14 protein-coding genes and 1 other annotated feature are annotated in these 14,451 nt (G+C 37.2%); all 14 genes read right to left on the bottom strand.

The features are described from left to right. Positions 1-171: 171 nt before the first annotated feature. Positions 172-3,780, bottom strand: a complete 3,609-nt coding sequence (gene rpoC / locus CN692_RS25065) for a DNA-directed RNA polymerase subunit beta' (RefSeq protein WP_098121852.1) — start codon at positions 3,778-3,780, stop codon at positions 172-174. Positions 3,781-3,826: 46 nt separating this feature from the next. Next, positions 3,827-7,360, bottom strand: a complete 3,534-nt coding sequence (rpoB, locus tag CN692_RS25060; protein ID WP_098121851.1) for a DNA-directed RNA polymerase subunit beta — start codon at positions 7,358-7,360, stop codon at positions 3,827-3,829. Positions 7,361-7,606: 246 nt separating this feature from the next. After that, entirely contained in the window at positions 7,607-8,206 is a 600-nt protein-coding gene (locus tag CN692_RS25055; protein WP_098121850.1) for a class I SAM-dependent methyltransferase, read from the bottom strand. A 108-nt stretch (positions 8,207-8,314) separates the two neighbouring features. Then, positions 8,315-8,674 (bottom strand): 50S ribosomal protein L7/L12, encoded by a 360-nt coding sequence (gene rplL, locus CN692_RS25050; protein ID WP_098121849.1) that lies wholly within the window; start codon positions 8,672-8,674, stop codon positions 8,315-8,317. Positions 8,675-8,730: 56 nt separating this feature from the next. Continuing rightward, positions 8,731-9,231, bottom strand: a complete 501-nt coding sequence (rplJ, locus tag CN692_RS25045) for a 50S ribosomal protein L10 (RefSeq protein WP_098121848.1) — start codon at positions 9,229-9,231, stop codon at positions 8,731-8,733. A gap of 43 nt (positions 9,232-9,274) precedes the next feature. Continuing rightward, positions 9,275-9,410: a sequence feature (ribosomal protein L10 leader region), on the bottom strand. A 55-nt stretch (positions 9,411-9,465) separates the two neighbouring features. After that, positions 9,466-10,155, bottom strand: coding sequence for a 50S ribosomal protein L1 (gene rplA / locus CN692_RS25040; protein WP_098121847.1), 690 nt, complete (start codon positions 10,153-10,155; stop codon positions 9,466-9,468). A gap of 115 nt (positions 10,156-10,270) precedes the next feature. Next, on the bottom strand, positions 10,271-10,696 hold the full coding sequence (gene rplK / locus CN692_RS25035) for a 50S ribosomal protein L11 (protein ID WP_056467373.1): 426 nt from the start codon (positions 10,694-10,696) through the stop codon (positions 10,271-10,273). 169 nt (positions 10,697-10,865) lie between these two features. Then, complete coding sequence (gene nusG, locus CN692_RS25030) at positions 10,866-11,399, bottom strand: transcription termination/antitermination protein NusG (RefSeq protein ID WP_098121845.1); 534 nt, start codon at positions 11,397-11,399, stop codon at positions 10,866-10,868. A gap of 115 nt (positions 11,400-11,514) precedes the next feature. Further along, positions 11,515-11,697 (bottom strand): preprotein translocase subunit SecE, encoded by a 183-nt coding sequence (secE, locus tag CN692_RS25025; protein ID WP_098121844.1) that lies wholly within the window; start codon positions 11,695-11,697, stop codon positions 11,515-11,517. A 126-nt stretch (positions 11,698-11,823) separates the two neighbouring features. Next, positions 11,824-11,970, bottom strand: coding sequence for a 50S ribosomal protein L33 (rpmG, locus tag CN692_RS25020; RefSeq protein ID WP_098121843.1), 147 nt, complete (start codon positions 11,968-11,970; stop codon positions 11,824-11,826). 88 nt (positions 11,971-12,058) lie between these two features. Continuing rightward, positions 12,059-12,709: an RNA polymerase sporulation sigma factor SigH gene (gene sigH / locus CN692_RS25015; RefSeq protein WP_056467364.1), complete on the bottom strand. Its 651-nt coding sequence runs from the start codon at positions 12,707-12,709 to the stop codon at positions 12,059-12,061. Positions 12,710-12,774: 65 nt separating this feature from the next. Beyond that, positions 12,775-13,254 carry an NYN domain-containing protein gene (locus CN692_RS25010; protein ID WP_098121888.1) on the bottom strand — a complete coding sequence of 160 codons (480 nt, stop codon included), beginning with the start codon at positions 13,252-13,254 and terminating at the stop codon, positions 12,775-12,777. A gap of 34 nt (positions 13,255-13,288) precedes the next feature. Continuing rightward, a complete protein-coding gene (gene rlmB / locus CN692_RS25005) occupies positions 13,289-14,032 on the bottom strand; it encodes a 23S rRNA (guanosine(2251)-2'-O)-methyltransferase RlmB (protein ID WP_098121842.1) in 744 nt (247 codons plus the stop codon). A 1-nt stretch (position 14,033) separates the two neighbouring features. Beyond that, a complete protein-coding gene (locus CN692_RS25000; RefSeq protein ID WP_098121841.1) occupies positions 14,034-14,450 on the bottom strand; it encodes a Mini-ribonuclease 3 in 417 nt (138 codons plus the stop codon). Position 14,451 lies beyond the last annotated feature (1 nt).

Genomic DNA, 14,451 nt, shown 5'->3' with positions numbered 1-14,451 from the left:
GCAAGAAGGAAGAAGACTTCCTTCTCACAAAAACAGTTTTAACTGTATATTCCTAAATTAGCCCCGGATCTAACCTGCTTAGATTAGCAGTGCTATTGTCTAGGAGCAACCTTGAATATCTTATCATTTTTCATCAAATGATGTCAACTCAAGTTTTAAAATATTTTAAGTTTATTTTTCAACTAATACTTCTTCGTTTATTTCAACTGATTCATTTAAATCTTTAACAAGATCTACTCTGCGGTATCTATTCATACCAGTACCAGCTGGAACCAACTTACCTATAATAACATTCTCTTTTAATCCTAGCAACTCATCTCGTTTTCCTTTAATCGCAGCGTCTGTTAATACACGCGTTGTTTCTTGGAATGATGCAGCAGATAGGAATGAGTCTGTTTCTAATGATGCTTTTGTAATACCTAGTAATAATGGGCGTGCAGTAGCCGGTTGTTTACCTGCAAATAAAGCTTCTTTATTCGCTTCAGTAAACTGGTGTAGTTCTAATAATGTACCAGGTAATAAATCAGTTTCACCCGCATCCATTACACGAACTTTTTTCAGCATTTGACGTACCATTACCTCTACGTGTTTGTCTCCAATTTCTACCCCTTGCATACGGTATACTTTTTGTACTTCACGTAGTAAGTATTCTTGAACAGCATTTGTACCTTTTACTTTTAGAAGTTCTTTCGGATCAATTGAACCTTCAGTCATTACTTGACCGCGTTCAATCTTTTCACCTTCTTGAACTTTTAGTCTAGCACCATAAGGAACTGGGTAATTTCTAGATTCAACTGTGCCTTGAACAATAATTTCTTGTTTGTCTTTAGCATCAGTAGAAATTGAAATAATACCATCAATTTCAGATATAACTGCTTGACCTTTAGGATTACGCGCTTCAAATAGCTCTTGAATACGAGGTAAACCTTGAGTGATATCGTCTCCTGCTACCCCACCAGTATGGAATGTACGCATCGTTAACTGTGTACCTGGCTCACCGATTGATTGAGCAGCGATAATACCAACTGCCTCACCAACTTCAACCTCGGCACCTGTAGCTAAGTTGCGACCATAACATTTTTTACATACTCCATGGCTAGTATTACATGTAAATGCAGAACGGATATTAACTTCTTCAATACCTGCATCGATAATTTCTCGAGCTAAGTCTTCAGTAATTAAATCGTTTTCTTGCGCAAGTAATACACCTGTTTCTGGGTGACGTATAGTTGCACGTAAATGACGACCAACTAGACGATCATACAATCCTTCAATAATTTCGTTACCTTCTTTAATCGCCTTTACATGTAAACCGCGGTCAGTACCACAATCATCTTGACGAACAATTACATCTTGTGCAACGTCTACAAGACGACGAGTTAAGTAACCTGAATCGGCTGTTTTAAGTGCTGTATCGGCAAGACCTTTACGCGCACCGTGTGTTGAGATGAAGTATTCAAGTACCGTTAGACCTTCACGGAATGAAGATTTGATTGGTAACTCAATAATACGTCCAGCCGGGTTGGCCATCAGACCACGCATACCTGCAAGCTGAGTGAAGTTCGATGCATTACCACGGGCACCAGAGTCACTCATCATAAAGATTGGGTTACGTTTATTTAGGGAAGCCATCAGTTTCCCTTGAATTACATCCTTCGCATCACTCCAAATTGCGATTACACGATCGTAACGCTCATCTTCTGTGATTAAACCACGACGGAATTGTTTTAGAACTTTATCTACTTTTTCTTGCGCTTCAGCAATAATTAATTGCTTCTCAGGTAATACGATGATATCGGATACACCAACTGTAATACCAGCTTTAGTAGAGTGTCTAAATCCAAGATCCTTCATGCGGTCAAGCATTTTAGATGTTTCAGTAATTTTGAAACGTTTAAATACTTCAGCGATGATATTTCCAAGTATTTTCTTTTTGAAAGGAGCAATTTCTTCTCTACTTTCGATAATCTCTTTAATATTCGCGCCTTTAGCCACGAAATACATCTGAGGAGTTTCCTTCTCAAGGTTACTTTGAGTAGGTTCATTAATAAACGGGAACGAAGTAGGTAAGATTTCATTGAAGATTAGCTTACCAACCGTTGTGATTAATAATGAGTTATTTTGTTCTTCAGTAAATGTTTCATTATTTAACGAATTTGCTGCAACAGCAACTCGAGAATGTAAATGTACATAACCATTTTGGTATGCGATTAACGCTTCATTAATATCTTTAAATACCATACCTTCACCGACTGCGCCTGCACGCTCAAGAGTTAGGTAATAGTTACCTAATACCATATCTTGAGATGGTGTAACTACTGGTTTACCATCTTTCGGGTTCAGGATGTTTTGTGCTGCAAGCATTAAAATACGAGCTTCTGCTTGAGCTTCACTTGATAACGGTACGTGAACAGCCATTTGGTCACCATCAAAATCGGCGTTGTATGCAGTACATACAAGCGGATGTAGACGGATTGCGCGGCCTTCTACTAATGTAGGTTCGAACGCTTGGATACCAAGTCTGTGTAGAGTTGGGGCACGGTTTAGTAACACTGGATGCTCACGAATAACTGATTCTAACACATCCCAAATTTCTGGGTGTAAACGCTCAATTTTACGTTTCGCTGACTTAATGTTATGTGCTAATCCACGCTCTACTAATTCTTTCATCACGAATGGCTTGAATAATTCAATTGCCATTTCTTTTGGTAATCCACATTGGTACATCTGTAAGTTTGGTCCTACAACGATAACCGAACGACCAGAGTAGTCAACACGTTTACCAAGTAAGTTTTGACGGAAACGTCCTTGCTTACCTTTAAGCATGTGAGAAAGAGATTTTAATGGACGGTTACCTGGTCCAGTAACTGGACGGCCACGACGACCATTGTCAATTAACGCATCAACAGCTTCTTGAAGCATACGTTTTTCGTTTTGTACGATGATGCTAGGTGCACCAAGGTCTAATAAACGTTTTAAACGATTGTTGCGGTTAATTACTCGACGATATAAATCGTTTAGATCTGATGTTGCAAAACGCCCACCATCTAATTGAACCATTGGTCGTAATTCAGGTGGAATTACTGGTAGCACATCTAAGATCATCCAAGATGGCTCATTACCAGAGTTACGGAAAGCTTCTAACACTTCTAAACGTTTAATTGCTCTTGTACGACGTTGACCTTGAGCAGTTTTTAACTCTTCTTTTAAAGAGTCAACATCTTTTTCAAGGTTAATATCGCTTAATAATTTTTTAATTGCTTCTGCACCCATAGATGCTTGGAAAGTTTGACCATAGCGCTCACGATAAGCACGGAATTCTTTTTCAGAAAGCAATTGTTTCTTTTCTAAAGGAGTATCTCCTGCTTCAGTTACTACGTAAGAAGCAAAGTAGATTACTTCTTCCAGAGCACGAGGGGACATGTCTAAAACAAGTCCCATTCGGCTTGGAATACCTTTGAAATACCAAATATGTGAAACTGGTGCAGCTAATTCAATGTGACCCATACGCTCACGACGTACTTTTGCACGAGTAACCTCAACTCCACAACGATCACAAACTACACCTTTATAACGTACACGTTTGTACTTACCGCAATGACATTCCCAGTCTTTTGTTGGACCGAAAATACGTTCACAAAAAAGTCCATCTTTTTCTGGTTTTAACGTACGGTAGTTAATTGTTTCAGGTTTTTTAATTTCCCCGTATGACCACGAGCGAATTTTGTCAGGCGATGCAAGTCCGATCTTCATATACTCGAATTTATTTACATCTATCAAGGGGCCTACCTCCCTTTCTGTCCTAAGGTTTTACCCAATATATTACTTATTCTTTTACGTATTCCATATCCATCGCTAAATGTTCTGAAGCTTGATCATCATCATCTTCAGTATCGCGCATTTCGATTTCTTGATCTGTAGCAGACATCATCTTAACATCCATACCAAGTGACTGTAATTCTTTAATTAATACTTTGAATGATTCAGGTACACCAGGTTCTGGTACGTTTTCACCCTTAACGATTGCTTCGTATGTTTTAACACGTCCAACAACGTCATCGGATTTAACTGTTAAGATTTCTTGTAATGTGTATGCAGCACCGTATGCTTCAAGTGCCCAAACCTCCATCTCACCAAAACGTTGTCCACCAAATTGTGCTTTACCACCAAGTGGTTGTTGCGTTACTAATGAGTAAGGTCCTGTTGAACGAGCATGTAACTTATCGTCAACCATGTGCGCAAGTTTGATCATATACATGACACCTACAGAAACACGGTTATCGAAAGGCTCACCACTACGTCCATCATATAGTACAGTTTTTGCATCACGTGCCATACCAGCTTCTTCAATTGTTCCCCAAACATCTTCCTCACGCGCTCCGTCAAATACTGGAGAAGCAACATGAACGCCAAGATATCTTGCAGCCATACCTAAGTGTAGCTCTAATACTTGACCGATGTTCATACGAGAAGGTACCCCTAATGGGTTTAACATGATATCAACTGGCGTTCCATCAGGTAAGAATGGCATATCTTCTTCTGGTAAGATACGAGAGATAACCCCTTTATTACCATGTCGTCCAGCCATTTTATCCCCTTCAGAGATTTTACGTTTCTGAACGATATATACACGAACAAGTTGGTTTACTCCTGGTGGTAATTCATCACCGTTTTCACGAGTGAATACTTTCACATCAAGAATAATTCCGCCTCCACCGTGTGGAACACGTAAAGATGTATCACGAACTTCACGAGCTTTTTCACCAAAGATTGCGTGTAGAAGACGTTCTTCAGCAGTTAACTCAGTAACCCCTTTAGGTGTTACTTTACCAACTAATAAGTCACCATCTTTTACTTCTGCACCAATTCGGATGATTCCACGCTCATCAAGATTTTTAAGTGCATCTTCACCAACGTTTGGAATATCACGAGTGATTTCTTCAGGTCCTAATTTTGTATCACGAGCTTCTGATTCATATTCTTCAATATGAACTGAAGTGTAAACATCTTCTTTTACTAGACGGCGACTCATAATGATCGCATCCTCGTAGTTGTAACCGTCCCATGTCATGAATGCTACTAATACGTTACGTCCTAGTGCTAATTCACCTTTTTCCATTGAAGGTCCATCTGCAAGAATTTCGCCTCTTACTACTTCATCACCAACACTTACGATTGGGCGTTGGTTATAACAAGTACCTTGGTTAGAACGTACGAATTTTAACATACGGTATTTATCAAGGTCACCTTTAACTTTTTGTCCATCTACTTCTGAGTAGCGACGTACCCAAACTTCTTTCGCTTCAACACGTTCAACAATACCAGGATGTTTACAGATTACTGCAGCACCAGAGTCTTTTGCTGATACGTATTCCATACCTGTACCTACGATTGGAGATTCAGGGTTTAACAATGGAACTGCTTGACGTTGCATGTTCGCTCCCATTAGGGCACGGTTAGAGTCATCGTTCTCTAAGAAAGGAATACATGCTGTCGCAGCTGATACTACTTGTTTTGGAGATACATCCATGTAGTCGATACGTTCACGTTTAACAACTGTGTTATCTCCACGGAAACGAGCTACTACATCTTCATCTAAGAAGCTTCCGTCATCACCTAAACGAGCATTCGCTTGGGCTACAACGTATAGATCCTCTTCATCAGCAGTTAAGTAATCAATTTTATCAGTTAGACGACCTGTTTCAGGGTCTACACGACGATATGGAGTTTCAATAAATCCAAATTGATTTACCTTTGCATAAGAAGAAAGCGAGTTAATTAACCCGATATTCGGTCCCTCAGGCGTTTCAATCGGACACATACGACCATAGTGAGAGTAATGGACGTCACGCACTTCAAAGCCTGCACGCTCACGCGTTAAACCACCTGGTCCTAAAGCTGATAGTCTTCGTTTATGAGTTAATTCTGCAAGAGGGTTTGTTTGGTCCATGAATTGTGATAACTGTGAGCTACCAAAGAATTCTTTTATTGAAGCAATTACAGGGCGAATGTTAATTAACGCCTGTGGAGTAACTGCATTTGTATCTTGAATTGACATACGTTCACGAACTACACGCTCCATACGAGATAAACCGATACGGAATTGGTTTTGAAGTAATTCTCCAACTGAACGTAAACGACGATTTCCTAAATGGTCAATATCGTCAGTGTCACCTACGTTATGTAGCAGGTTAAAGAAGTAAGAAATAGAAGCGATAATGTCGGCAGGTGAAATATTTTTCACACTTTTACTTACATTAGCATTTCCGATTACTTGAATAACTTGTTCGCCATCACCTTCAACTGGAGCGTAAATTTTAATAGATTGTAGAGTAATCTCTTCATCTAATACGCCAGCAGCAGGGTGAGCAATTTTTTCACCGATATTCTTCTCTAAGAACGGAATAATGCGGTCTAAAGTACGACGATCAAGAGTTGTCCCTTTTTCCACAATAATTTCACCAGTTTCTGGATCCACTAATGTTTCTGCAATACGTTGGTTAAACAGTCTATTTTTAATGTGTAATTTTTTATTTATTTTGTAGCGTCCAACGCTAGCTAAATCATAACGCTTCGGATCAAAGAAGCGAGTAATTAATAAGTTTTTAGCATTTTCTACTGTAGGTGGTTCACCTGGACGTAATCTTTCATAGATTTCAAGAAGCGCCTTTTCAGTGCTATCTGTGTTATCTTTTTCAAGCGTATTACGTAGGTATTCATTCTCGCCTAGTAAGTCTAGAATCTCTTGGTCTGTACCAAACCCAAGCGAACGTAGTAGTACCGTTACAGGTAATTTTCTCGTACGGTCAATACGTACATAAACTACATCCTTCGCGTCCGTTTCGTACTCTAACCAAGCACCACGGTTAGGAATAACTGTAGCAGTAAAACCTTTTTTACCATTTTTGTCGATCTTCCCACTATAGTACACACTTGGTGAACGTACTAATTGTGAAACGATTACACGTTCAGCACCATTAATAATGAATGTACCTGTGTCTGTCATCAATGGGAAATCACCCATGAAAACGTCTTGCTCCTTAACTTCGCCAGTTTCCTTATTTAATAGGCGAACTTTCACTCGAAGTGGAGCAGCGTAGTTTACGTCACGCTCTTTTGATTCTTCTACAACATACTTCGGCTCACCTAAACTGTAATCAATGAATTCTAATGATAGATTACCTGTGAAATCCTCAATCGGTGAAATGTCTTGGAACATTTCTCTCAAACCTTCATCTAAAAACCATTGGTAAGATGCTGTTTGAATTTCAATTAAGTTAGGTAACTCTAAAACTTCACTGATACGAGCATAGCTTCTGCGTTGGCGGTGTCGTCCATATTGAACTAGTTGACCTGTCAACATATTCACCCCTTAAATCAAGAGTATTTAATACAAAAAAATAGTAACAAATAAGCAAAAAAACTCCCTTACTTGTTAAACAAAAAATAAAATGGTTTCAAAATGAAAACCATTTATTAAACTTAACGACAGTCATTTTACTATCATTTCCAAAGAATATAGAAATATACATATTTCCAAAAAAATCATTTTTGAAAATAAATATATATTGGCATTTAATAATACTATCACAAGCAAAATTTAGAGTCAATCTTTTTTACTTTTTATGATATAATATCCTTTATCTTTTTTTACAACCTCTACTTCATCAAAGATCCCCTTTAACAATTCAAGTGCTGAAGGTGCTCCTTGTTTCTTTTGAATCACTACCCATAACTCTCCACCAGGAAGTATTTTTTCATGAGCACCGGCCAAAATCTCATGAACCACAGCTTTACCAGCTCGAATTGGAGGATTTGTTAAAATAGCTGCATATTCACCCGTAACATTTTCATAGATACTACTTTCATAGATTTTTACATTTTCTATTTTATTTACATTCGCGTTGTCTTTTGCAAGCTCAATCGCTCGTAAATTCACATCGATCATTTCTACCATACGACCAGCATCATCTTTCGCAATCGATAACCCGATCGGACCATAACCACAACCAACATCTAAAATATTCCCTTCAATTTCGGGGAATTCGAAAGAGTCTATTAAAACTCGCGACCCAAAATCTACTTCATTCCTAGAAAAGACGCCTGAATCAGATTGAAACCTCAAATCATTACCTCTTAAAGTAAATGAAAATACCTTTTTATCAGTTTTACTATTCGGTTGATTTGTAAAATAATGATCTGCCATAATAAATCCTTCTTCCATATAAACTTAACAATAGTCTTCCCAAAAGTAATTCCATATGTACAAAAAAAGCTCGCATAAATGCGAGCTTTTCTAAAAAGTTTTTAGAAATTACTTAACTTCTACGTTAGCGCCAACTTCTTCAAGTTTAGCTTTCATTTCTTCAGCTTCTTCTTTGCTGATTCCTTCTTTAATTGCTTTAGGAGTGTTGTCAACTAATTCTTTAGCTTCTTTTAATCCTAAACCAGTAATTTCACGAACTACTTTGATTACTTTAATTTTTTGGTCGCCAGGGCTAGCTAATACTAAATCAAATTCAGTTTGCTCAGCAGCAGCTTCAACAGCTCCACCAGCCATAACCATAGGAGCAGCAGCAGTTACGCCGAACTCTTCTTCGATTGCTTTTACTAAGTCATTTAATTCTAATACAGTCATGTTTTTAACTGCTTCAATGATTTGTTCTTTAGTCATTGTTAATTTCCTCCTTGTTTATACCTATAAATTATATATTTTAAGCGATCTTGGCATTAAGCGCCTTGTTCTTCTTTTTGTTCTGCAACTGCTTTAGTTGCAAGAGCGAAGTTGCGGATTGGTGCTTGTAGCACGCTAAGCAACATAGAAAGTAAACCTTCGCGAGATGGAAGTTCAGCAAGAGCTTTAACTTCTTCAACAGTAGCAACATTTCCTTCGATTACACCAGCTTTAATTTCTAAAGCCTCATGTTTCTTAGCGAAATCGTTGATTACTTTAGCAGGAGCGATTACATCCTCCATACTAAACGCGATTGCGTTTGGACCAGTTAACGATTCGTTTAAATCAGCTAAACCAGCTTCTTCAGCAGCACGACGAGTTAAAGTGTTTTTGTAAACTTTGAACTCAACGCCAGCTTCACGTAATTGCTTACGTAATTCAGTTACTTCAGCAACATTTAAACCACGGTAGTCAACAACAACTGTTGATTTACTATCACGTAATTTTGCAGCCACTTCAGATACAACTTGTTTTTTAGCTTCTAATACTGCGCTCATTTATTACACCTCCTGTGGATTTTAGTGTGTATACCGCAAAAGTGTAACCATAGCAAAACCTCCACGAATTTTTCAAAAAAAGACATGGAGGTTGTATATGCACGAATTTATCAGTTATACACCTCGGTAGGATATTAAGCGTAAGCACCTACTGTCTACGGTAGTCTATTTAATTAGCAAGACAATCTCCATTATAGAGAGTTCTTGTCGAATTGTCAACTTTGTTTTTATATCTTAGAAACTAGATGGATCTACTTTGATACCAGGGCCCATAGTTGAAGTGATTGCTACGTTCTTCATGTATGTTCCTTTAGCAGCAGCAGGTTTAACTTTTAACATAGTTTCAAAGATTGTTGTAAAGTTTTCTACTAACTTTTCGTTTTCGAAAGATACTTTACCGATTGGTACGTGAATGTTACCAGCTTTATCAACACGGTATTCAACTTTACCAGCTTTGATTTCGTTAACAGCTTTTGTTACGTCAAATGTAACTGTACCTGTTTTAGGGTTTGGCATTAAACCTTTAGGTCCTAATACACGTCCTAATTTACCAACTTCAGCCATCATGTCTGGAGTTGCTACTACTACATCAAAATCGAACCAACCTTGTTGGATTTTGTTAATCATGTCAGCATCGCCTACGAAATCAGCACCAGCAGCTTCAGCTTCTTTAGCTTTTTCACCTTTAGCGAATACTAATACACGTTGTACTTTACCAGTACCGTGTGGAAGAACTACTGCACCACGAATTTGTTGGTCAGCTTTCTTTGGATCTACTCCTAAACGGAATGCTACTTCAACTGTTGCATCAAAGTTAACAGTTGTAGTCTTTTTAACAAGTTCTACAGCTTCGTTTACTGCGTAAACAGCTGTACGATCTACTAATTTAATAGCTTCTTGGTATTTTTTACCTTTGTTAGCCATGTTCTATTCCTCCTAATGTGGTTTTAACGGATTTTCCTCCCACGAATAAAGGTTGCGATAAAACACATCATACGATGTTCGCAACCTCCTCAATCACACCTTACTGAAGATGGGATTAGTCTTCAATAACGATACCCATACTACGTGCAGTACCTTCTACCATACGCATAGCAGCTTCAACAGAAGCAGCATTTAAGTCAGGCATTTTTTGTTCAGCAATCTCACGTACTTTGTCGCGTTTTACTGTTGCTACTTTTTTACGATTTGGTTCACCAGAACCAGACTCAATACCAGCCGCTACTTTAAGAAGTACAGCAGCAGGAGGAGTTTTCGTAATAAATGTAAACGAACGATCTTCGAATACAGTGATTTCAACAGGAATAATTAGACCAGCTTGGTCAGCTGTACGAGCGTTGAACTCTTTACAGAATCCCATGATGTTAACACCTGCTTGTCCTAATGCAGGACCAACTGGTGGTGCTGGGTTTGCTTTTCCTGCAGGAATTTGCAATTTTACCATTTTAATTACTTTTTTAGCCACGAGACACACCTCCTTAAGTCCGTGATGTGGTAACGGGTTATTAAACCCTCCCACTCATATCGTTTTGCACTTGCATGCATATTCTTATTCAGAAGTTAATACCATCTTTTCGATGCATATTGACCTTTAAAAGTCTAACACTTTCAAAATAAAATTGCAAGGTCTTGTATTATAATTTTTCTACAAGATGTAAATCCAGTTCAACTGGCGTTTCTTTATTAAAGAATTCTACTAATACAGTTACTTTTTTCTTTTCAAAATCGATTTCTTTAATTGAACCAGTATAGTTTGCAAATGGACCTTCTTTTAAGCGAACGACTTCATTTATATCTAAATCAAAGTCAATAACTTGTTCATCTAGACCCATATGTTTTAGAATATGTGTAATTTCTTCTTCTAAAAGCGGTGTTGGTTTTGAACCAGACCCCGCTGAACCTACGAAACCAGTTACTCCTGGTGTATTACGAACTACATACCAAGAATCGTCAGTCATCACTAATTCAACTAACACATAACCTGGAAATACTTTGCGCTTTGTTACTTTCTCTTTACCGTTCTTCATTTCTACTTCTGATTCTTCTGGTACGATTACACGGAAAATTTTATCTTGCATTCCCATTGTTTCTACACGTTTTTCTAAATTAGCTTTTACTTTATTCTCATATCCTGAGTAAGTATGAACTACATACCATCTTTTTTCCATGTTAGAGGACTACTTGTCCTTCCCTCCCCGGTCAACTTTCTTTGCAAATTAAAAAACCCGTCACCGGGCTTTTTTTTAAAACATTATCACTCATTATAGCACAATTAGTTTTAACTTATTCAAGAATAAGTCGAATTAGTTTAGAAAGTCCAGAATCAATTACAGCAAAGAATACTACAAAAAAGAAAACTGTAGCTAATACTGTAACCGTAGAATTAACTAATTCCTTACGCTTAGGCCATGAAACTTTTTTCATTTCACTTTTTACTTCGCGAAAAAACTTACCGATACGACCCACTGATGCAACCCCCATATACTAGTTTAGAGATTTACGAACCGTCCAACTTGCCCCTAAAAACGAAGCATGCTCATTAGTTTATCTACCGATTAAGGACATTCGTATTTTACATATATCTTATTTCAATTATTTCGTTTCTTTATGCGTGGTATGTTCATTGCACGTTTTACAAAACTTTTTCATCTCCAAACGTTCTATAGAAGTGGAATTCTTCATCGTGGAGTAGTTTCTATTATTGCAATTAGTGCACGACAGGACAACTTTTTTTCTCATGGATACACCAACCTAATTCCTATATAATTATCCATTTAGAATGTACCATGCGAACTATAAACTGTCAAACTGATTTCTTTCATCAAAATCACACTGACAATTCTCTTATTTCCATATACCTTTCAAGCTTTCTTTTCACGCGTTGTAAAGCATTATCAATTGATTTTACATGTCTATTTAACTCTTCTGATATCTCTTGGTAAGATCGACCATCTAAATAGAGTGATAATACTTTCCTTTCTAAATCGCTCAATAATTCAGACATTTTAAGCTCTATGTCCACATTTTCTTCTTGATTTATAACAAGTTCTTCTGGATCCATGTTTTTTGTCTCAGTTAACACATCAAGTAATGTGCGGTCAGATTCCTCATCATAAATAGGCTTGTCCAATGATACATAAGAATTTAATGGAATATGCTTTTGTCTTGTTGCTGTTTTAATTGCTGTAATAATTTGTCTTGTAATGCATAATTCTGCAAACGCCTTAAATGAAGAAAGTTTATCTTCTTTGTAGTCACGAATTGCTTTGTATAATCCAATCATACCTTCTTGAATAATGTCTTCGCGGTCAGCACCTATTAGGAAATAAGACCTAGATTTTGCTTTTACGAAGTTTCGGTACTTTTGAATTAAAAATGTTAGTGCTTCTTGATCACCCTCTCGAACATATTCGAGAATTACCTCATCTTCTAAGGGTCCATACTCAATCATTAGCTTCAATTCCTGTTCAACGTTCAAAATTAGCACCTCCGACCTAACAATTTAATTAAATTATACAGCACAAAGAAGAAGGAAACAATAAGTCATCGTTCCCCTCTTCGCCATTTTTCTAAAATTTCTGTTTGTTTCGAATTTAATGTTTTACTAATTGTCAGTCTTTGATCAGGTATTTCACTAATCTGAGTACTTATCATCTTTTTATTTTGAGTAACTGATCTATATAATTCCATTGCAGGTATACGAAGTGCACCTTGTCCAAATATTTGCCATTGCTCTGTAAAGTCCGAAGTCGCGACATAAATTTGATGGTTAACATGACGGAGCTCTATTGCAAGTTTTTCAATTTTTTCATCAGCCGTTTGGCTTTTCCGAGTAAAAATCACTTCAACTTTTGAATGCTTGTCGTTTTTTTCAATCCCATTTACAAAATGAGCATCAAATACAACAATTATATACATACCTGTGTATGCCTTATATTCAGCAAGTTGCGTAATTAGAAAATCACGTGATTTATCAAAATCAATTTCGCGAAGTTTTCTAAGATTCGGCCAAGCTCCTATCATGTTATATCCATCTACAATCAGAATTTCTTTCTTTTTATGATCCAAGCGGGTGTCTCTTACGATGTATTTCGTACATTAATAGACTTGCCGCAACAGACGCATTTAATGATGTAACTTTACCAACCATAGGTAGCTTAATTAAGAAATCACATTTTTCCTTTAATATTCTGCTCATACCTTTACCTTCACTACCAATAATTAAACCAAGAGAGATTTGGCCATCCATGTTTCGATAGTCATCTGCACCTTTTGCATCTGTACCAAATATCCAAACTCCTCTTTCTTTTAATTCATCTATTGTTCTTGCTAAATTTGTTACTCGAGCAACCGGAATGTATTCAATTGCGCCTGTTGAAGATTTTGCAACCGCTGAAGTTAAACCTACCGCTCTTCTTTTAGGAATGATAATACCATGTGCGCCAACTGCATCGGCTGTTCTCATAATTGAACCTAAATTATGTGGATCTTCAATTTCGTCTAAGATTAAAAAGAATGGTTGCTCATTACGACTATTCGCTACATCGAATAAATCATCAATTTCCACATACTCATATGCAGCTACTTGCGCTACTACACCTTGGTGGTTTCCTTTAACCATTCCATCCAATTTTTTATTCGGTGCAGTTTGTACGATTACTTTGTTTTGATTGGCTAATTCTAAGAGCTTATGGATTTGACCTTTATTTGCTCCTTCACTAACCCATATTTTATTTATATCACGACCTGAACGTATTGCTTCCATAACTGGATTACGCCCTATAATAAATTCCTCAGACATGTTATACTCCTTTATCATTCTCAATAAACTGAATTGCAACTTGTACAATTGTATTGAGTCTATCTTCATTTTTTAATAAATAATGGTACCCAATTAATGCCTCCATCGCTGTTGCGTATCGATACGTTTGCACATCAGTATTTTTTGGTACGGTACCTGATTTTGCATTACGCCCTCTTTTAACAACTGCAATTTCCTCTTCGGACAAGAAATCAGTTGAAAGTATTTCTCTTATCACTTTAGCTTGTCCTTTTGCTGAAACGAATTTTGTTGCTGCTCGATGAAGTTGATTAGGTCTAACAGTTCCTTTTTCAAGGAGGTGATGACGTACATAAATTTCATATACAGCATCACCAATATATGCTAGTGCTAAACTGTTTAGTTGTTTAACATCTATATTTTGACTACTTTCAATCATG

This window comes from Bacillus sp. AFS002410 (assembly GCF_002556365.1).
GTDB lineage: Bacteria > Bacillota > Bacilli > Bacillales > Bacillaceae_G > Gottfriedia.
The sequence above is the reverse complement of the archived record's forward strand: the minus strand, read 5'-3'. Positions and strand labels throughout refer to the sequence as shown.